At 72.9% G+C, this 18790-nt stretch carries 14 protein-coding genes and 1 riboswitch; of the genes, 4 read left to right on the top strand and 10 right to left on the bottom strand.

Annotation, left to right across the window (positions count from 1 at the left end; all coding sequences use genetic code 11):
* Positions 1-16 precede the first annotated feature (16 nt).
* On the top strand, positions 17-913 hold the full coding sequence (locus ACIBI9_RS64620; protein WP_397238521.1) for an ATP-binding cassette domain-containing protein: 897 nt from the start codon (positions 17-19) through the stop codon (positions 911-913).
* Positions 914-947: 34 nt separating this feature from the next.
* On the opposite strand, the gene ACIBI9_RS64615 is transcribed toward ACIBI9_RS64620, so the two are convergent.
* The 9 genes from ACIBI9_RS64615 to ACIBI9_RS64575 all read right to left on the bottom strand — a co-directional run bounded on the left by ACIBI9_RS64615 (position 948) and on the right by ACIBI9_RS64575 (position 11347).
* A complete protein-coding gene (locus tag ACIBI9_RS64615) occupies positions 948-2255 on the bottom strand; it encodes a cytochrome P450 (protein ID WP_397238519.1) in 1308 nt (435 codons plus the stop codon).
* 27 nt (positions 2256-2282) lie between these two features.
* On the bottom strand, positions 2283-3371 hold the full coding sequence (locus ACIBI9_RS64610; protein WP_397238517.1) for an NAD(P)/FAD-dependent oxidoreductase: 1089 nt from the start codon (positions 3369-3371) through the stop codon (positions 2283-2285).
* Entirely contained in the window at positions 3368-4312 is a 945-nt protein-coding gene (locus tag ACIBI9_RS64605; RefSeq protein WP_397238515.1) for a hypothetical protein, read from the bottom strand. The genes ACIBI9_RS64610 and ACIBI9_RS64605 overlap by 4 nt, the downstream gene beginning before the upstream one ends.
* A 121-nt stretch (positions 4313-4433) precedes the next feature.
* Positions 4434-5855 carry an RICIN domain-containing protein gene (locus ACIBI9_RS64600; protein WP_397238513.1) on the bottom strand — a complete coding sequence of 474 codons (1422 nt, stop codon included), beginning with the start codon at positions 5853-5855 and terminating at the stop codon, positions 4434-4436.
* Positions 5856-5859: 4 nt separating this feature from the next.
* Positions 5860-6378 carry a hypothetical protein gene (locus tag ACIBI9_RS64595; RefSeq protein WP_397238511.1) on the bottom strand — a complete coding sequence of 173 codons (519 nt, stop codon included), beginning with the start codon at positions 6376-6378 and terminating at the stop codon, positions 5860-5862.
* Positions 6379-6539: 161 nt separating this feature from the next.
* Positions 6540-8651 (bottom strand): hypothetical protein, encoded by a 2112-nt coding sequence (locus tag ACIBI9_RS64590; RefSeq protein ID WP_397238509.1) that lies wholly within the window; start codon positions 8649-8651, stop codon positions 6540-6542.
* Positions 8652-8751: 100 nt separating this feature from the next.
* Complete coding sequence (locus ACIBI9_RS64585) at positions 8752-10017, bottom strand: amidohydrolase (RefSeq protein ID WP_397238507.1); 1266 nt, start codon at positions 10015-10017, stop codon at positions 8752-8754.
* A complete protein-coding gene (locus ACIBI9_RS64580) occupies positions 10014-10361 on the bottom strand; it encodes a hypothetical protein (RefSeq protein ID WP_397238505.1) in 348 nt (115 codons plus the stop codon). Before ACIBI9_RS64580 ends, ACIBI9_RS64585 begins: the two co-directional genes overlap by 4 nt.
* A gap of 11 nt (positions 10362-10372) precedes the next feature.
* Positions 10373-11347 carry a helix-turn-helix domain-containing protein gene (locus ACIBI9_RS64575; RefSeq protein WP_397238503.1) on the bottom strand — a complete coding sequence of 325 codons (975 nt, stop codon included), beginning with the start codon at positions 11345-11347 and terminating at the stop codon, positions 10373-10375.
* A 59-nt stretch (positions 11348-11406) separates the two neighbouring features.
* On the opposite strand from ACIBI9_RS64575, the gene ACIBI9_RS64570 reads away from it, so the two are divergent.
* The 3 genes from ACIBI9_RS64570 to tenA all read left to right on the top strand — a co-directional run bounded on the left by ACIBI9_RS64570 (position 11407) and on the right by tenA (position 15698).
* Entirely contained in the window at positions 11407-12606 is a 1200-nt protein-coding gene (locus ACIBI9_RS64570; protein WP_397238501.1) for an MFS transporter, read from the top strand.
* Between the two features lie 60 nt (positions 12607-12666).
* A complete protein-coding gene (locus ACIBI9_RS64565; RefSeq protein WP_397238499.1) occupies positions 12667-14781 on the top strand; it encodes a hypothetical protein in 2115 nt (704 codons plus the stop codon).
* A 122-nt stretch (positions 14782-14903) separates the two neighbouring features.
* Positions 14904-14999, top strand: a riboswitch (TPP riboswitch).
* Positions 14991-15698 carry a thiaminase II gene (gene tenA, locus ACIBI9_RS64560; protein WP_397238498.1) on the top strand — a complete coding sequence of 236 codons (708 nt, stop codon included), beginning with the start codon at positions 14991-14993 and terminating at the stop codon, positions 15696-15698. It overlaps the preceding riboswitch by 9 nt.
* Here the strand turns inward: tenA and ACIBI9_RS64555 are convergent.
* A complete protein-coding gene (locus ACIBI9_RS64555) occupies positions 15679-18510 on the bottom strand; it encodes a BTAD domain-containing putative transcriptional regulator (protein ID WP_397238496.1) in 2832 nt (943 codons plus the stop codon). The two genes, tenA and ACIBI9_RS64555, sit on opposite strands and share 20 nt — an antisense overlap.
* Between the last annotated feature and the right edge of the window lie 280 nt (positions 18511-18790).

The raw sequence follows: 18790 nt of genomic DNA, 5'->3' as shown, positions 1-18790 counted from the left end.
CTGGAGGAGCACCACCATGACTGACGCCATCGTGGTGAAGGGGCTGGTGAAGTCGTTCGGGACGGCCAGGGCGCTGGACGGGCTCGATCTCGGCGTGCGGGCCGGCGAGGTGCACGGCTTCCTGGGGCCGAACGGCGCGGGGAAGAGCACGACGATCCGGATCCTGCTGGGCATGGTGCGGGCCGACGGGGGCACCGCCCGGCTGCTGGGCGGCGATCCGTGGTCGGAGGCGAGCGAGCTGCACCGTCGCCTGGCGTACGTGCCGGGCGACGTGACGTTGTGGCCGCACCTGTCGGGCGGCGAGGTGATCGACCTGCTGGGCCGGTTGCGCGGCGGGCTGAACGCGCGGCGCAAGGCGGAGCTGCTGGAGCGGTTCGACCTGGATCCGCGGAAGAAGGCGCGCACGTACTCGAAGGGCAACCGGCAGAAGGTGGCCCTGGTCGCCGCGCTGGCCTCGGAGGGGGAGCTGCTGATCCTGGACGAGCCCACGTCCGGCCTGGACCCGCTGATGGAGGAGGTGTTCAGGGAGTGCGTCAGGCAGGAGCGGGGGCGGCGTACGGTGCTGCTGTCGAGCCACATCCTGGCCGAGGTCGAGGCGCTGTGCGACCGGGTGACGATCATCCGGGACGGCCGCACGGTCGAGACGGGCACGCTGGCGCAGCTGCGGCACCTGACCCGCACCTCGATCGAGGCCGAGCTGGCGGGGCCGCCGGACGGGCTGGCCGAGCTGCCGGGGGTGCACGACCTGCGGGCCGGTGACGGGCGGGTGCGGTTCAGCGTGGACGACGTGGCGCTGGACCCGGCGCTGCGCCGGCTCGCGGAGGCGGGCGTACGCAGCCTGGTGAGTCAGCCGCCGACGCTGGAGGAGCTGTTCCTGCGCCACTACGACCGGCACGCGGAGAGCGTGCGCTGACCCCGGACGGGCAGGCCCGCCCGTCCGGGGCGCTTCAGCGGGCGCGCGGGCCGAGCAGGACGGGCATGCTGCGGGTGCTGTTGCCCAGCAGCGTGTCCAGCGGGGCCAGGTCCTCGGGCCGCGCGGCGGGCGCGATCTCGGGGAACGCCTCGAACAGCGCTTTCAGCGCGATCTCGGCCTCGATCCTGGCCAGCGGCGCGCCGAGGCAGAAGTGCGGCCCGTGCCCGAAGGCCAGGTGGGCGCTCGGCGGGTTGGTGATGTCGAAGCGGTGGGCGTTCTCGCCGAACTGGCCGGGGTCGCGCCCGGAGGCGGCGAAGCAGGCCAGCACGGGCTCGCCGGTCCTCAGGCGCACGCCGTCGATCTCGATGTCCTGGACGGCGTAGCGCATGGGGAAGTAGGCGATCGGCGAGTCCCAGCGCAGCGTCTCCTCGACCGCCGCGCCGTAGTCGCACTGGCCGGTGCGCAGCAGTTCGAGCTGGTCCGGCCGGTTGAGCAGGGCGCCGATGGCGTTGGTGATGAGGTTGACGGTGGTGACGTGCCCGGCGATGAACAGCAGCTCGATGGTGGCGAAGAGCTCGTCGCTGGAGAGCCGGTCGCCGTCCTTCTCGCGCAGCCTGAACAGGTCGGTGATGAGGTCCTCGCCGGGCGTCTCCCGGCGCTCCTCGATGATCTGGTCGAGCAGTTCGTGCAGGGCCCGGCGTACGTCGGGCGAGTCGTCGAGGGTGTCGGACACCTGGGCCACGGCGTCGGAGAGCTCGTGCAGCGCGTCCTGGTGCTCGGCCGGGATGCCGATCAGCTCGGAGATGACCTCGCGCGGCAGCGGGTAGGCGAACTCCCTGCGCAGGTCCACCGGCTCGTCGGGCGGCAGCTCGGCGAGCGCGTCGACGAGCCTTTCGGTGAGCGCCTCGATCTTGGGGCGCAGCTGCTGGAGCCGGCGCGCGGTGAACGCGCCGGCCACGGGGGTGCGCAGGCGCCGGTGGTCGTCGCCTTCGGCGTTGAGCATCGAGGTGTCGGTGACGATGCGGTCGATGGCGGTGCCGGCCGGGCAGGTGTCGCGGGTTGCCCAGTGGCGGATGTCCCTGGACAGCTTCGGATGGGTCAGCACCGTCAGCAGCGTGGCGTAGCGGGTGGCGGCCCAGGCGGGTACGCCCTCGGCCGTCACGGGCACGAGCGGGCCGGCCTCACGCAGCCGGTCGTTGTCGGCGTGCAGGCTCGGGGTGGCCGGGTCGAGGACGAACCGGGCATGCGGGCATCCTTGGCCGGCGTGCGGGTCGTACCCGTCTGCGGCTTCTTGTTCCCGAGCGTCGAGAGTGTCCTGGTCGAGGCGGCTTTCTTGGCTCATGGATCTTCCCGTCCGTCTGTCGTTGGGTCATCCCGCGCGGCGCGGGCTCAAGGCCAGCCCGGTCATGTCGAAGCCGGGGTCCTGGTCGAGGTACAGGTTGCGGACCAGCTCCCCGGCGGCGGGCGCGTTGCACAGGCCGTGCCCGGAGAAGCCGGTCGCGTACAGGAAGGCCGGCGGTCCCGGATGGTGGCCGATGAAGGCGGTCTTGTCGGGGCTGGCGTCGCGCAGGCCGGTGACGGCGGTGTGCAGCGCGAGCCCGGCCAGGCTCGGGTACGTGGCGGCGAGGCGTTCGGCGACCTGCCGCCGCCACGCCTCCCGGTCGGGCCCCGGGTAGCCCATGCCGATGAGCAGCCGGTCGCCGCGCAGCCGTACGAGCAGGCCGGTGGCGGCGTGCAGGGTGACCGGGATGTCCGGCGTGTCCGGCGGCAGCGGGTCGGTGGTGAGCAGCTCCTGCTCGATGGGCTCGGTGAGCGGCAGGTCCACGCCGGCCTCGCGGACGAGCGAGGCCGACCAGGCGCCGGCGGCGCACACGATGGCGTCGGCGCTGATGTCGCCGGCGGCGGTCCGCACGAGCCCGGCTCGCGTGTCGATGGCGCTGACCGGGCAGCCGGTACGCAGCGTCGCGCCCGCCTGCTCGGCCGCCCGCGCGTAGGCGGTGACGATGGCCGTGGTGTCGGAGATGTAGGCCTGCGGCGAGTACGCGGCGGCCACCAGCGGGAAGTCGCCGATGAGCGGGTTGCGCTCCCTGGCCTCCTGCGCGCTGATGAGGTTCACGTCGACGCCGGCGGCGTGCTGGGCGGGCAGGTCGGCCTCGAACGCGGTCACCTGGTCGGCCTCGGTGAACAGCACCAGGTAGCCGACCTGCCGCAGCGGCAGGTCGATCCCCGGCCTGGTCGGGAAGGCGTGGTAGGCCTTGAGGCTGCGCACGGCCAGCGCCGAGCTGACCGGGTTGCCGGCGAAGTAGGAGCGGACCACGTCGGCGGTGGCGCGCGAGGCGCCGGAGCCGAGCGTGTCCCGCTCCAGCAGCGTGGTGTCGACGCCGGCCTCGGCCAGGTGGTACGCGATCGACAGGCCGATCACGCCGCCGCCGACGACCACCACCCGCGGACCGCTCATGCGGGCGCCTCCTCGCGGCGCATGTGCTCGCCCGCCTCCCATGGGAACAGGTGCAGGTTCCAGCCGCCGAGGCAGTTGCAGTAGAGGGCCATGTGGGCCATGACGGAGACGAAGTCCTCGTGGTCGTCGAGGCGGTCGAGCCCGTCCAGCAGGCGCTGGGTGAAGCCCCACAGGGTGTCGAGGCCGCAGTAGCCGAGGAACTCGGCGGGCGTGTGCGCGAGCTGGCGGGTCATCTGGCGCAGCCACGGCATCGGCATGCCGTCGAGGGCGGCGCGGACGAGGCCGCCGTAGCAGCTGTAGCCGAGCGGCCGGGTCTCGCCGTTGACGAACAGCAGCGTGGTCAGGACCGTCTCGTAGCTGCCGGCGCCGGACGGGATGCGGCCCGCGTGCAGGTCGAGCAGCTCGCGGGGCGGGTCCAGCCAGATGCGCTCGGTCTCGGCGTGCACGTCCTTGACCAGCTCGTTGAGCTGCGGGTCGCCGATGGGCAGGCGCGGGAGCTGGTGGCCGCTGGGCTCGCCCTCGCGGCGTACTTCGGCGATGACGGGCTTCTTGGTGGTGTAGACGGAGTGCCAGACGTCGCGGCCGGCCTGGATCAGGGCGTCGAGGTGTTCCGGTACGACCTGGCCGATCGGGGTGGCGGTCATGGGCTCGGTGAGCTCGCCGTACTTGATGCCGAGATGCTGCAGTCGCGAGCAGAACAGGGTGCCGTCGGGTACGGTGCGCCGGTCCACGCGGTATTCCGCTGGTGTGTGCAGCAGCGAATGGACCGGTGCGACGTGGTAGAGGTGATATCCGGCGACCAAGGCGTGCCCCTGCAGGCTGCGGTAGGGCAGGGCGTCCCACAGGCACTGGGCCAGGGCGCGGTTGCGCTGGTCGAGTTCGGCGGCCACGGTGATGCCGAGGCTGGGCCAGGTGATTTCCACACGCTTCGATTCGTTCACAATACGTCACTCTAACGTCACGATTTGTGGCGAAAGAGGCGGGGGTGTGGTATTTACCGGTGCTTGAAGTGCTCTTCTGTGGCTTGAGGTTTTCGTGTGCTTCGGCTGCCGTCCGCGCCGCTCACAGCGGGGTGCGGGTGAACTGCTGGTTCTGGCCGCCGTTGCAGGGATACTGCTTGAACTGCATGTCGTCGGCCTGCGAGGAGCTGGGCAGGTCGGCGCACTTGCCCGAGTGCCGGGCCACCAGCCGCAGGTAGCCGCCGCCCGCGTCCTGCGGCGTCCACTGCTGGTTGGCGCCGGTGCCGCACGTGTACTGCTGGAGCGCCGCCCCGTCGGCGGTGGAGGCGCCGTTGACGTCCAGGCACTTGCCGGAGTTGCGGGCCACGACCTGCACGTAGCCGCCGCTGATCGACTGGACGCGCCACTGCTGGTTGGTGCCGCCGCCGCAGGCGTACTGGATGACGGCGGCCGCGTTGGCGGTGGAGGCGCCGCGCACGTCGGCGCACTTGCCGGAGTGGCGCACCGCCAGCCGGTCGTAGCCGGTGCCCGTCGTGGCGATCGTGCCGGCGGCGGCGTCGATGGAGAGCTGGCGCGCGTAGCTCAGGCTCATGGACGTGTTGCCGGGGAACTGCACCGGCAGCCACACGTACCGGGAGTCGTTGACGGGCCCGCCCCACGCGCCGGCCCACCTGTCGCCCAGATACAGGTAGGACGTGCCGGAGGCGCCCTGCACCGGCAGCACGTAGGCCGGCTGGGAGCCGAACGTCTGCGAGTCGCCGGCGTTCTGCCAGGCGCTCCACATGCCGGTGATGCTGGTGGCGGTGGCGTACTGGGCCTGGTTGGGCTGCCAGCCGGTCGCACCCGAGGTCAGCATGAAGTAGACGCCGTTGCGCTTGAACATCGCCGGCGCCTCCCGGTGGTCGCCGGCCCACCTGCGCGCCAGCGCGGCCACGTCGGTGTAGTCGGCGCTGAGCCGGTAGACGTGCAGGTCGTAGTTCTCGTTCGCGGCCGAGATCATGTAGCCGGTGCCGTCGGTGTCGACGAACGCGGTGATGTCGCGCGACATGTGGCCGAGCGGCCGGAAGCTGCGCAGGTAGGTGTAGGCGCCGTCCACCGTGGTCGAGACCGCCACGGCGGCCCGCGCCTCGCCGTAGTCCCGGCCGTTCTCCTTGTGCATCCACATGACGAACCGGCCGGTCGCGGCGTTGTAGACGACCTTGGGCCGCTCGATGTTGGCGACCTGCAGCTCGGCGGAGCTGGACTGGGTGAGCACGTGGTTGCGGAACTCCCAGGTGCGCAGGTCGGCCGAGCGGTAGGCGGAGACGTAGCGGAAGGTGCCGTCGGCGTTGCGGTTCTCCCCGAACCAGTAGTAGTACGAGCCGACCTTGATCACGCCGCCGCCGTGGGCGTGCAGCAGGTTGCCCGAGGTGTCGGTGAACTGCGCGCCGACCGGCACGGTCACGGGTGCGGCCGCCGCCGGGGCGACGGGTGTCAGCGCGAGCGCCAGGCAGAGCACCGCCAGCAGGCCCAGGAGCCGGGACATGGCGTCAGTTGGTGCAGTTCGCGGACACGGTGACGTCGTAGATGTACCAGACGCTGCCGGGCGCGGCCCACACGAGCGCCGACGTGGTCGTCCAGTTCGTGCAGTTGACGCCGGCCGCGAGCACCGCAGCCCGGGCGGCCTGGGCGCCGTTCTGGACGGCGGCGCCGGAGGTGGCGCCGCTGCCCTGGCGGGTCTCCGAGCGTGCCACCGGGTACGACGGCCCGGGAGGCTGCGGGACGCAGGTGCCCGACGCGGTCGCGTTGAAGATGTAGGCCGAGCCGTCGGGCGCGGTGTAGACGTGCGTGGAGGTGACCGACACGCTCGGGCATACCTCGCCCGCCTGGGCGGCCTGCCGGTTCAGCTCCGCGCGGGCGTTGGCCTCGGCGTTCGCCTGACCGGCCGACCAGCTGGGCCCCCAGCCGGACGAGCTCGCGGTGCGGAACGTGTCCGCGTGCGCCGGAGACGAGGCCAGGGTGACCGCGGCGGCGAGCGCCAGCGCCGGGAGGAGGTGCCGAGGTGCCATCGGGAGGTCCCTTTCGCGTGGGGGGTCGCGCCAGGAGCGCCACTCCGGCACCGGTCGGACGGCCGGCGCCGGACGGGCACCGCCACCGTAGATCGGGCCGGTCGCGGGCACCAGCCGAGCGCTCGCCCGGCGGCGTCCGCGCAGGTCAGCGAGTGAAACTTTCAGCGCGGGGGAGCGCCGCCCCGGCGCCGGGACAGGATCGCCATGCGCTCGCCGCCGAAGAAGGCCCGCGCGAGGCTGCCGCGCACCGCCGGGCCGGCGCCCACGCACTTGGAGATGTAGTGCACGCCCACGGTGATGACGACGAGGATGAAGACGTACGCCCAGATGTCCTTCAGCAGGCCGGCGGCGACGCCGGCCCCGATGATGACGATCAGGACGGCGTAGATCAGCATGGTCCACCACCACTGCTCATAGCCCCGGGCGAAGACCTTGCCGCGCTCGGGCAGAGTGGAGAACTCCTTGCGCGAGTCGCGGATGGTCCGCGTCGCGAGCCGCAGCGTGATGCCGTTGCAGGCCGCCACCGCCAGCGCGCCGGCCGCGGTGGTCCACGGCCAGATCCAGTACAGCGCCTCCCAGAACGTCGACAGGATCGTGGTGGGGACCGCGACCACCGCCATCGAGCGCATGAGGACCTCGGTCGCCGTCGCCAGCCGTCCCGGGATGTCCCTGACGGACAGCCTGGCGAGGATGGTCTGGTAGAACTTCGCCGCCACCAGTCCCTGGCAGAAGGCGATGATGTTGGCCGCCAGCCCGGCGTCGGCGGCGAAGTCGGCCGTGCTCAGCTCGCCCGCGACGACGTCGTCGAGCTTGAGCAGCGCCGTCTTCGCGACGATGAACCACCAGGAGGCGGTGGCGATCACCGAGAAGAGCAGCAGGTACTCCTCGCGCCTGGGTCGCGCCTCGCCCAGCCTGCGCCACGCCAGCACCTGCTTGAACTGGGTCGCGACCTCCCGCGACGTCGGCGCGTACGTCGCGAACGGGCGCGCGAAGAGGCTCTCCTGCGCCTCCGACTCCTGCCGCACCAGGGTGAAGTGGAAGTCGAGGTGCTCGCCGAGGCGGTCGAAGGCGAACTCCTCGCCGTCCGGGCGCAGCAGCAGCCGGCGTTCGGGGCGCTCGTCGATCAGGTCCTCCAGCACGCGGCCCAGGATCGGGCTGGTGGTCCAGATCCCGTCCGGGGTCCGGCCGTCCCTGGGCGGGGCGCCGGCCAGGATCTCCATCAGGATGATGCCCAGCGAATAGGCGTCCGCGGTCACGGACTCCGGCCGCCGGTTCTTGATCTCCGGCGCGATGTAGACCGAGTCGTCGTGCTCGGCGATGCCCACCTGGCGGCTGTAGAGATGGTTGACGCCCAGGTCGATGAGGCGGACCTCGGCCGTCTCCCGGTCGAGGATGACGTTGTTGGGGGACAGGTCGAGGTGCTGGCTCAGCGGGTTCTTCGCGTCCACCGGGGCGCCGCCGGCCAGCAGGTGGAGCGCGGCCGTCAGCTTCGCGGCGACCTGCTGGGCCTTGGCCAGGCGGGCGGCCGTGCTCGGCCCGCCCTCCTCGAAGGCCGCCAGGTGCTCGCCCAACGTCTGCCCGGCCTGGAACGGCATGACGACCCAGCGGTCGGAGGAGGAGATCGGCTTGACGATCACGGAGGTGATCTCGTCGGTGCCGTACGTGGCCGCGTACGTGTCCGTGGCCCTGGCGATGGCGGCCAGCTTGTTCCACGGGAACAGCACGCACTTGATCGCCAGCAGCGGCCGGGCGCCCGCCTCGTTGACCGCCCGGCTCCTGCGGCCTTTGAGGATGAACGACGTCGTGCCGGCCTTGTGGTACTCGATACTGCCGAAGTCGATGTCATCCCATGTCCGGGTCTCGGCGGAGTCCGCGCCGTGGTTCGCGGGCCGGTAGACGACCCGGATCGCCTCCTTGAGCCACGGATCGGTGAACAGCCCGGAGCAGTATTCGTCGGTTTCGTGCTGTGCCCGCTGGTCGGGCGACTTGAAACGGCGGTCGAGGAGCTTGACGTTGAGGCAGACCAGCAACACGACGCCGTGCAGCAGCGAGCCCGTGGCGATCCTGCGGCGGGCCTCGTCGCAGGCCGTCATGAAATGGGCGCGGTGCTCCATCTCGTAATTGGAGATGTGGTCGAGGATCCCGTTGAGGAAGGCTTCGGCGCCCTTGTGGACGACGGTCTCGTCCTGCTCCATGAGCCTGCGCGTCTGCCGCTCCGGGCCGCGCCCCTCGATCTCGTCGAGAAGGGCCTTCGCGTACGTTCTCACTGACATCTGCGCCATGAGCGGTCCTGGTCCGGCGGGACGTGCGAAGTCGCGTGCTCAGTAAATCAAGCCCCGTCACGGCGGCGTGCCGGGGCTCGGACCATCGCTATCAATCTGTTACGCCCGGTAGCCAGGCCAGGGCGGCGGTGACCAGGGCCTCGACGCCCGTGGGCAGCGTGGGGAGGATCTGGGGGGCGAAGAAGGGCGAGTGGTTGCTCGGCACGTCCTCGCGCAGCCGGCCCTCCCGCTCGGCGCGGGCGTACAACTCGGGGTCGGCGCCGCCGAGGCCCCAGAAGACCGACGGCGCGCCCGCCTCGGCGCCGAACAGGCCGAAGTCCTCGCTGCCCATCAGCGGCGCCATGACCGGCACCCGCTCGGAGCCGAACCGGCCGGCGAACGCCTCGCGCACCCGGGCCGTGGCGTCGTCGTCGTTGACGGTCAGCGGGAAGGCGTTGAGCGTGCGGATCTCCGGCGGGCGCGGCGCGCCGGAGGCGGCCGCCTCGGCGTTGACCACGCGCTCCACGGCCGCCAGCAGGGTGCGGCGCACCTCGGGGGAGAACGAGCGCAGGTTGATCGTGATGGACGCCTCGTCGGGGATGATGTTCTCCTTGTGGCCCGCGTGGATCTGCGCCACCGTCAGTACCGCCCGCTCGAACGGGGACACCTCGCGCGAGACGACCGTCTGCAGGCGCATGACGGTCGAGGCGGCCAGGACCACCGGGTCGACGGTCCGCTCCGGCTGTGATCCGTGCCCGCCCCGGCCGTACAGCCGGATCTCCATGCTGTCGGCGGCGGCCAGGATCTCGCCGGGGCTGATGAGCAGCGTCCCGGCCGGGTTGGGGAAGACGTGCTGGCCGAGCACGACGTCGGGTGTGCCGATCCGGTCGAACAGCCCGTCGTCCAGCATGGCCCGCGCCCCGGCCGCGATCTCCTCCGCCGGCTGGAACAGCGCCACGAGCGTGCCCCGCCACCGGTCCCGGCCGGCCGCCAGCAGCTGCGCCGCGCCGCTCAGGCACGTCACGTGCATGTCGTGGCCGCAGGCGTGCATGAGCGGCACCCCGTCGGGCGTGGTGGCGGTGCTCGCGTACGGCAGGCCCGTGTCCTCCAGCACCGGCAGCGCGTCCATGTCGGCCCGTAATGCCACCGTCGGGCCCTCGCCGTTGCGCAGCACGCCCGCCACGCCCGTGCCGCCGAGGCCCGTGACGACCTCGAACCCGGCCGCGCGCAGCCGCTCGGCGGCGATGCCCGCCGTGCGCTCCTCCTTGAAGGCGGGCTCGGGGTGCCGGTGCAGGTCCTGATAAAGCTCGGCGAGCTCGCCGAGCGCCGGGCCCGCGAGCCCGGCCATGATCGCGTCGATGGCGTCCTGATCGCTCATGCCGACATCCGTTCCAGTTCGGTGATCTCTTGGACGAGGGTACGGCGGGCCGCGTCGCGCTGCTCGGGGGAGGGGGGCGTCCTGGGGACGCCGGCCGCCCGCCGCTCCGGCCCGCCGTCGGCGGCGCCCGCCGCCCGTCCCTCCGGCCCGCCACCGTCAAAGGCCGCCTCCCGTCCCTTCGGCCCGCCGTCGGCGGTGACCCGGTCCGGGGGGTGTCCGCGGCGGGCGTGCGCCGTCGCCGGGTCGTCCACGGCCAGGCCGCCGTCCCGCTCCGCCGGCACCACGCCGTACGTGCGCGTCCCCGCGGCGATGAAGTACGAGGTCAGCGCACATGAATACGGCACGGGGGGATGAATCAGCCGTTGACCAGGGCGTCGCCGAGGGTCGTGCGCGCGTACAGCACGCCCCGGCCGACGCGGGTGCCCGCGATCAGGCCCGTCCTGCGCAGCGCGGCTAGGTGGCCGCCGGTGGTGCCCAGGCTCTGCCCGAGCAGGGCCGCGAGCTGGGTGGTGGTGGCGGGCTCGGCAAGCTCCGCGAGGATGCGGGCGCGGCTGCGGCCGATCAGGGTCGACAGGTCGGCGTCGGCCGCGGCGGGCGCGGCCGCGGCGCCCCTCGCGGGGTAGATCATCGCGTACGGCCAGGCGTCCTCCAGGTAGGCGCCGACGGAGGTCGTGAACGCCGACGGCAGGAAGAGCAGCCCCTTGCCGCCGAGCCGGCGCAGCCCGTGGAGGCTGGTCAGCTCGACCTCGATCTGCCCCCGGGGACGCCAGTGCACCTGCGGGCTGAGGTCCTCCAGCGCCGCCGCCCAGCCGTAGGCCGCCAGGCGTCCCGCCCGATGGGCGACGTCCCGCTGCAGGATCGCGCGGAAGCGCGGCCAGTCGTGGGCGACGATCTCCGTCCAGAGCACCTCGTACGCGTCGGCGAACCGCTCCACCACTCGCGGGCCCGCCAGCAGCTCCCTGACCGAGTCCGCCGCCGGCCGCCCGGCGAGCGCCCCGGCGATCTCCGCGTGCGCCTGCTCCAGCGGCGTCCCGCGCATGGCGGCCAGCTCCGCCTCGAACGGCACGTCCACCGTCGTCGGCGGCGGGGCGATGATGGAGACGTTCGTGCCGCGCCGGTTGCCGCTGATCGCGGCCGCGGCCCCCAGCACGGGGTGGGCCCGTTCGAGCTCCCGGTACGTGTCCCGCCACCGCACGGCCCACCGGCCGTGCACGCCCGCCTCCAACCGGCCCGCCAGCACCCACTGCGCGTGCATGGTCTCGATCAGCGGCGAGATGGCGAACCTGGTGGCCACCAGATCCTGCGGGGTGACCTCGATTCTTACGGGCACCTTTCGGTTATATCCGAAACAGTCGCCAGTTCGCCGGTCCGATCCGCACCATCGTGGACGTGAGAGGGGCGACGTTCGGCGAGGTGTTCGCCGTCAAGGAGTTCCGGGTCCTGTTCGGCAGCTTCGCGCTGCTGGTCGGCGGGGACTCGATCAAGATGCTGGCCCTGTCCGTGCTGGTCTACGCGCGGACCGGCTCGGCCGGCCTGTCGGCCGCCGCGTACATGGCCGGCTGGCTGCCGTTCATCGTGGGCGGGCTGTTCCTGCTCTCGCTGGCCGACCGGCTGCCGCCGCGGGCGCTGATGGTGACCGGCGAGGTGGTCAGGGCGGTGACGTGCCTGCTGCTGGCGTACGCGGGGCTGCCGATCTGGGCGATGCTGGCGCTGGTGCTGGTCACGGGGCTGTTCACGCCGGTCTTCTTCGCCGCGCGGGCGGCGATGCTGCCCGACGTGCTGCCCGGCGACGCGTTCGTGCTGGGGCGCTCGGTCCTGAACGTGGCCTCCGCGAGCGCGCAGATCGCCGGGCTGGCGGCCGGGGGCGCGTTCCTGGCCGTCGCCGGGCCGTCGGGGGCGCTGGCCACGACCGCGGGTCTGGCCGCGGTGGCCGCCGTGGTGCTGCGGGCCGGACTGCCGCACCGGCCCGCCCGGGGCGGGGCGCGGGCGGGCGCCGTGCGCGAGACGCTGCGGGTCAACCGGCTGCTGCTGGCCGACGGGCGGGTACGCGGGCTGCTGCTGGCGGGGTGGCTGCCGTGCGTGTGCCTGGCCGGGGCCGAGGCCATGGTCGTGCCCTACCTGGGCGGGCAGGGGCAGGCCGGGGTGGTGCTCGCGGCGGCGGCCGGCGGGATGGCGGCGGGGGAGTTCGCGGTGGGCAGGTTCGCCGCGCCGGGGCTGCGGGAGCGGCTGTCGTTTCCGCTGGCGGTGCTGCTCGGCGTGCCCTGGCTGGGGTTCGCGCTCGGGCCGGGGATCGCGTGGGCCGCCGTGCTGGCCGCCGTGGCGACCGCGGGGCTGTCGTACCAGCTGGGGTTGCAGCGGCGGTTCGTGGAGTCGGTGCCCGAGGAGGTGCGGGGGCAGGCGTTCGGGCTGCAGTCGTCCGGGCTGATGACGGGGCAGGCGGCCGGGGCGGCGCTGGTCGGCGTGCTCGGCGAGGTGATCGCGCCCGGGCCCGCGATCGCGGTGGCGGGCGGTGCCGGGGTCCTGCTCGCGCTGGCGCTGGCGGGCGTGCTGCGCCCGGGCGGTATGCGCGAAGCGGCCCCTCGCCCCTGACCGGCCAGGGCGCGGAAAACCCCCCGCGTTCGGGCGTGTCCCGGCTATATGGTGCCGTTCGTGGACACTCTGGAAAGCCTCGTCATCGCCCGGCGGCTGCGCGTTCCCATCGGCGCCGCGCCCGCCGGCCCCGCGTCCGGCTGGGGGGAGACCGCCGCCCGTCAGCTCGACGCGGCACTGCTCAGCGTCGGCTTCACGTGCTCGGCGACGCTGCTCGAGCGGTTGTCCGCACTTCGCGGCGAGACCGTGGTCGACCTCGGCGTCCGCATTCTGGCCGCCGTCCGCACTCTCGTGGGTGACCACGTCCGGCACAACGCCTACTTCCTCGACTTTCCGAAGAACGTGCCCGACACCCTGGAGTTCTGGGCAGGGCTGCTGCGCGAGGCCCTGCTCGACCCGGTCGCCGCCGCCGGCGTCCAGAGCCCGACGCTCAACCTGCTCTCCCTGCCCGGCTACGGCCGTTACCAGCACACCTACGCCGACCTGCTGGCGGCGCACGCCGAGCTGATCCCGCTGGCCGGGGACCGGGTGACCGTGCTGGAGCTGGGCGGGAGCCTGGAGTCGGAGGCGCGGGAGCTCTACTTCTCGCTGGCGGGCTCCGAAGTGCCCCTGGCCGCCGAGGACCTGGACGCGCTGCGCCTGCTGGCCGGGTTCTGCGCCGACGAGCCCGAGCGTATCCCCGTGCGTGAGAACCGCGCGATCGTCAACGAGGTCCGCCTGGCCGAGGGCCGGCCGCTGCTGGTCGACACCGTGACCGACGTGCTCCGGCTCGCCTGCGGCTGCTCCGGCGGCGATGTCACGCTGGCCGAGCCCACCAGGTTCCGCTCGTTCCGCCGGGCCGAGCGCCGCGCCCTGCTGGGAGCCCTGGACGCGGTCGCCGCCCCGGCCAAGCTCGGCGACGTGCCGCGCCACCGGGAGCAGTGGAAGCGGCTCGGCGAACGGCTGCACCCCCACGAGTACCCGCAGTTCCCGCGCGCCCGGGACGTCTTCGAAACGGCCAGGGGCGCCCGCCGGGCTCCGAGCCTGGACGGCCGGGTCGAGGCCGCCCTGTCGTCGGGCCGTACCGCCGAGGCGGTGAAGCTGCTGGAGAAGGCGCCCGGCGCGCTGCTGCGCCGCCTCGACCACCTGCTGCGGACCGGCCCGTCCACGACGGCCGTGCTGGACGCCGTGGAAGGGGCCGCCTCGGGCGCCTCCGGCCGCGTCCTGCTGTCGCTGCGCGAGCACCTGCAGAACCGGCTCGCCCCCGTCGCGGGCCGCGTCTTCGTCAACCGGCACGGCAGGGCGTGGGCGGCCCCCGACTCCCGCTCGCCGCTGGAGGAGGAGGCCCTGGCGCGGGCGCTGGCCATCCTGGACGAGGAGATCGCCCGTCGACTCCCCGACCCCGGCGAGCTGATCGTCGACCCCGACGTGCTGGACGTCGCCCTGCCGCTGTCCGGCAAGGCCGTCGTGCCCGGCCTCGGCATGCTGCCCCGGGGCTCGGTGTCGGTGGTGGACGGCGAACTGCTCAGGTTCTTCGTCCACTGGCACGAGGCCGGGCAGCGTACCGACTACGACCTGTCCGCGCTCATGCTCGACGCCACCTACGACAACCCGACGCACATTTCCTGGACGAACTACACCAACGGTTTCGCCCAGTACTCCGGCGACCTCACCGAGGCGCCCGACGGGGCGTCCGAGTTCGTCGACATCCGGCTCGCCGCCGCGACCCAGCCGATCATCATCCCGCAGGTGAACATCTACGCCGGGGAAGGGTTCGACGAGGCCGCCGAGGCGTTCTTCGGCTACATGACCAGGGAGGCCGAGCAGGAGGGCAGGCCGTTCGAGCCGCGTACCGTGCGCATGAAGTCGGACCTGCGCGGCTCCGGCCGGATCGCCCTGCCGCTGGTCTTCCTGCGCGGCGCCGACGGCGGCTGGCTGGTGAAGTGGCTGCACCTCTACCTGAAGGGGCACCCCGGCTTCAACCAGGTGGAGGGCAACCGCGTCAGCGCCTCCCTGCTGGTGCGCTCCATCGTCGAACGCGACTACCTGCGCGTGCGCTACCTGGCCGACCTGCTGCGTGCCAAGAGCTCGACGGCCGCGCACACCACCTACATCGGGCTGGAGGCGCCGGCCGGCCTCCCGGCGGAGTCGCGCGTCTACACGGCCGGTACGCTGCACGAACTGATCCCCGCCTGATACGTTCGTCTTCCGGTCGTGAGGCAATTCGAGAGCTTCCTTCTGTTCGAGGCCTTATGGGCCTTTTGGCTATCTAGCTCCCGAGCCTCCCTCACGACCGGACCGTGCCTTCTGCTAGCGTTGGCCGCGACGCGGGGTGCCCGGGCTGCCGGGCTGAGATCACACCCGTCGAACCTGATCTAGTTCGCACTAGCGAAGGGACGTCATCGGTGACCTTCTGTGAGAAAATCTGGGCGCGCACGGCCACGCTGCTCGAAGCGATCCACGACCACCCGTTCAACGCCGCGCTCGGCGACGGCACCCTCGACCGCGAGCGCTTCGCGTTCTACCTCGTCCAGGACGGGCGCTACCTGGTGGCCTACGCCAAGGTCCTCGCGACCGCCTCGGCCCGCGCCACCGCCCCGGCCGACGCCGCGTTCTTCGCGCAGAGCGCCCACACGGCGCTGGTCGTCGAGCGGGCCCTGCACACCGGCTACCTGGAGCAGTTCGGGCTGACGGCCGGCGAGACGGCGGCCGTCGCCACCTCGCCGACCTGCCTGGCCTACTCCTCCTACCTCCAGGCCACCGCCCTGGCCGCCCCGTTGCCCGTGCTCGCCGCCGCCGTGCTGCCGTGCTTCTGGGTCTACCAGGACGTCGGCGCGGCGCTGCTCGAACGTACGGCGGGCGCGGCCGACCACCCGTACCGGACCTGGATCGGCACCTACTCCGACCCCGCCTTCGCCGCCTCGGTCGAGCAGGCCAAGGCCATCACCGACCGGCTGGCCGAGACCGCCGACCCCGAGACCCGCCGGGCGATGGACGAGGCGTTCTGCCGGGCCACCGAGTACGAGTGGATGTTCTGGGACAGCGCCTGGCGCCTGGAGACCTGGCCCACCGGCCAGTGGCTCCAGCCGGCCCTCACGCGAACGACTCGCTGAGCTCCCGGCGCAGCTCGCGGGCCTGGTGCAGGTAATGGGTGGCAAGCGCGGCACGCCCGGACGAGCGGTACAGCTCGCCGAGCGTCTGGTACGTGTCCGCCTCCCCGCTGCGATCCCCCAGTTGCTGGAAGATCACCAGGGAGCGCTCCAACTGGTCGGAGCCGTCCGAACGGTCGCCCCTCGCCACCTGGAGCCCGCCCAGGTTCCGCATCGCGTACGCGCCGCAGTGGCGGTCACCGAGCGCCTCGAAGATGTCCAGCGCGTGCCCCTGGTAGCGCATGGCCCGGTCCGACTCGGCGAACAGGTCGTACATGCGGCCGAGCTGCATCGACACGCAGCCCTCGCGGTGGGCGTCGTCGAGCTCCTCGGCCAGGCGCAGCGCGTCCCCCAGCCACCTGGACGCCTGCCGCAGGTCCCGCAGCGACAGATAGACGCGCCCGATCGCCTGCCGCGCGTACGCCTCGCCGCTGCGGTCGCCGATGGCCAGGAACATGGCCAGCGCCTGCCGGAAGGAGCCGAGCGCCTTGAGATGGCGGCTGGAGAACTGGTTGACCGCCGCCAGCCCGCAGATCGAGATGGCCTCGCTCCGCGTGTCGCCCAGCTCGTGGAAGATGGCGCGGGCTCGACGGAACATGTCCTCGGCCTCGGCGTAGCGGTCCTGGTAGAGGCAGACCTGGGCCAGGCCGCGCAGCATGGCGGCCTCCCCGTGGCGGTCGCCGGCCGCGCGGGCGCTGTCCAGGGCGAGGCGGTGCGTGAGCTGCCACTCGTCCAGGCGGCAGTGCAGGTCGAAGTACGGGACCAGGGTGGCGGCCAGCCCCCACGCGGACTGGGCCAGGCCCGCGTCGGCGGCCAGCCGTACGGCCTCCACCAGCGACTCCCGCTCGGCGTCGAACCACGACAGCGGCTGGGCGGTCAGGCGTCCGAGGGTCTCCCGCTCCAGGCTCCAGCGGGGCGCCAGGTCGGAGGTCAGCCCGAAGAGAGTGGTGGGCAGTCGCAAGGAGGCGTGCTCGGCGGCGGTCAGCCAGCCGCCGAGCACCCGGGCCAGCGCGTGCCGCTCGGTGTCGCCGCCCGCCTTCTCCTTGGCGGCGCAGCGGATCAGGTCGTGGAGCCGGTAACGGGGCTGGCCGACGGGGTCGGTGCCGGCCAGCCGCAGGAGGTTGGCGTCCACCAGGGTGTCCACGATGGCGTCGGACCGGGGCCGGTCGAGCGCGGCGTCGGCCACCCAGCCCGGCACGGACTGCTCGCCGAGCATGCCGATCGCGCGGAAGGCCAGGGCGGCGTCGTCGGGCAGCCGCCGGTAGCTGAGCTCGAACGAGCCGCGTACCTCCAGGTCGCCCGCGCGTAACTCGTCGAGGCGGCCGGCCTCGTCCTCCAGCCGCTGCCGCAGCACGCCCAGCGACCACCCGGGCCGTCCGGCCAGCCGGGCCCCGGCCACCCGGACGGCCAGCGGTAAGTGGCCGCAGGAGCGCACGATCGCCTGGGCGGCCTCGCGCTCCTCGGCCACCCGTGCGGGGCCGACGATCCGGCCCAGGAGCTGCTCGGCCTCCGCGGGGGGCAGCACGTCGAGTTCGAGCTGGAGCGCGCCGGGGAGCTCGGCGATGCGCCGGCGGCTCGTGACGAGCACCGCGCTGCCGCTGCCGGGGAGCAGGGCTCGTACCTGGGCGGTGTCGGCGGCGTCGTCGAGGAGGACGAGCATCGGGCGCTCGGACAGAAGGGAACGGTAGAGCGAGGCGCGCTCGCGCACGGTGGGCGGCAGGGCCGCCTCCGCGACGCCCAGCGCGCGCAGGGCCTCGGCCAGGAGGTCGAGCGGATCGGCGGGCTCGGCGTCGGTGCCGCCCAGGCACAGGTAGAGCTGGCCGGCGGGGTAGCCCGCCCGTAAGGCGTGGGCGCAGTGCACGGCCAGCGCGGACTTGCCCACCCCCGGCGGTCCGGTCACCACGGCGATCGCGGGCGGCCCGTCCGGCCGGTGCGCCTCGGGGGAAAGGGCGCGGGTCACGGCCGCGACGTCGTGCGCCCTGCCGGTGAAGTCCGGTACGTCCGCAGGGAGTTGGTGGGGCGGCGCCGCCGCGACGGGCGCGGGCGGGGCATCGCCCGCCAGTACGGACGCGTGCACGTCACGTAACTCCTGGCCCGGCTCGATGCCCAGCTCGTCCACGAGCTGCCGCCTGATCGTGGCGTAGGCGTTCAGGGCCTCGGCCCGCCGGCCGCTGTGGTGCAGGGCGAGGATCAGCTGCTGCCACAGGTCCTCGCGGTAGGGGTGCTCGCCGATCAGGTCGCGCAGGTCGTCGATCGCGGCGGCGTGCTCGCCGCGGGCCAGCTTCAGCGCCACCAGTTCCTCGACCGCGGCCAGCCGGGCCTGGGTGAGCGCGCGCAGCCGCCCGTCCCACAGCGGGCTCGCGGGCAGGTCGCCGAGCGGCGTGCCGCGCCACAACGCCAGCGCCCGGCGTAAGTGCTCCGCCGCCTCTTCGGTGCGCCCCGCCGTCCGCGCCCTGGCCACCAGGTCCTCGAACTCCAGGGCGTCCAGCCGCCCCGAGTCGAGCCGCATCGTGTAACCGGAGGCCCGGGCCTCGATCTGGACGCCTGCCGAGCGCAGCGTGCTCACGTACGTCCGCAGATTGGCCACGGCCGACGACGGCTGCGCCCGCGGCCACAGCACCTCGACGAGCGCCTCCGAGCTGACCACCTCGTTGGCCTCCAGCAACAGGGAGGCGAGCAGGAGCCGGGGCTTCCTGCCGGCGATGCGTATGGGCCCTTCCGGGACCCGGACCTGTAACGGCCCAAGAACACTGAATACGGGCTGTTCAACCACCATGACCGCGCGTTCTCCTGAGCTGGGCGCCGTGCGGGGCGTCCGTTGGGTGAAGCGTTCAAGCTGGAAGGGCCTTTATACCGATTTTGGATGTTCTTTGTATGCCGGACTCGCAATCTTGATCCCCAGCAGAGCGCTTCGAAAGATCCGACGGACAGATTCGCGGGGCCGACCGGGGCATCGCCCCTCCGGTGCGCGCAGAAAGGTATCCGCATGAGAACCAGAGGGGTGCTTACGGCCGGGTTCGCCCTGCTCTTCAGCCTCACGACCGGCCCGATCGCGA

It is taken from the genome of Nonomuraea sp. NPDC050451 (genome assembly GCF_044458585.1).
This window is presented reverse-complemented; position numbering and strand designations above follow the sequence as displayed.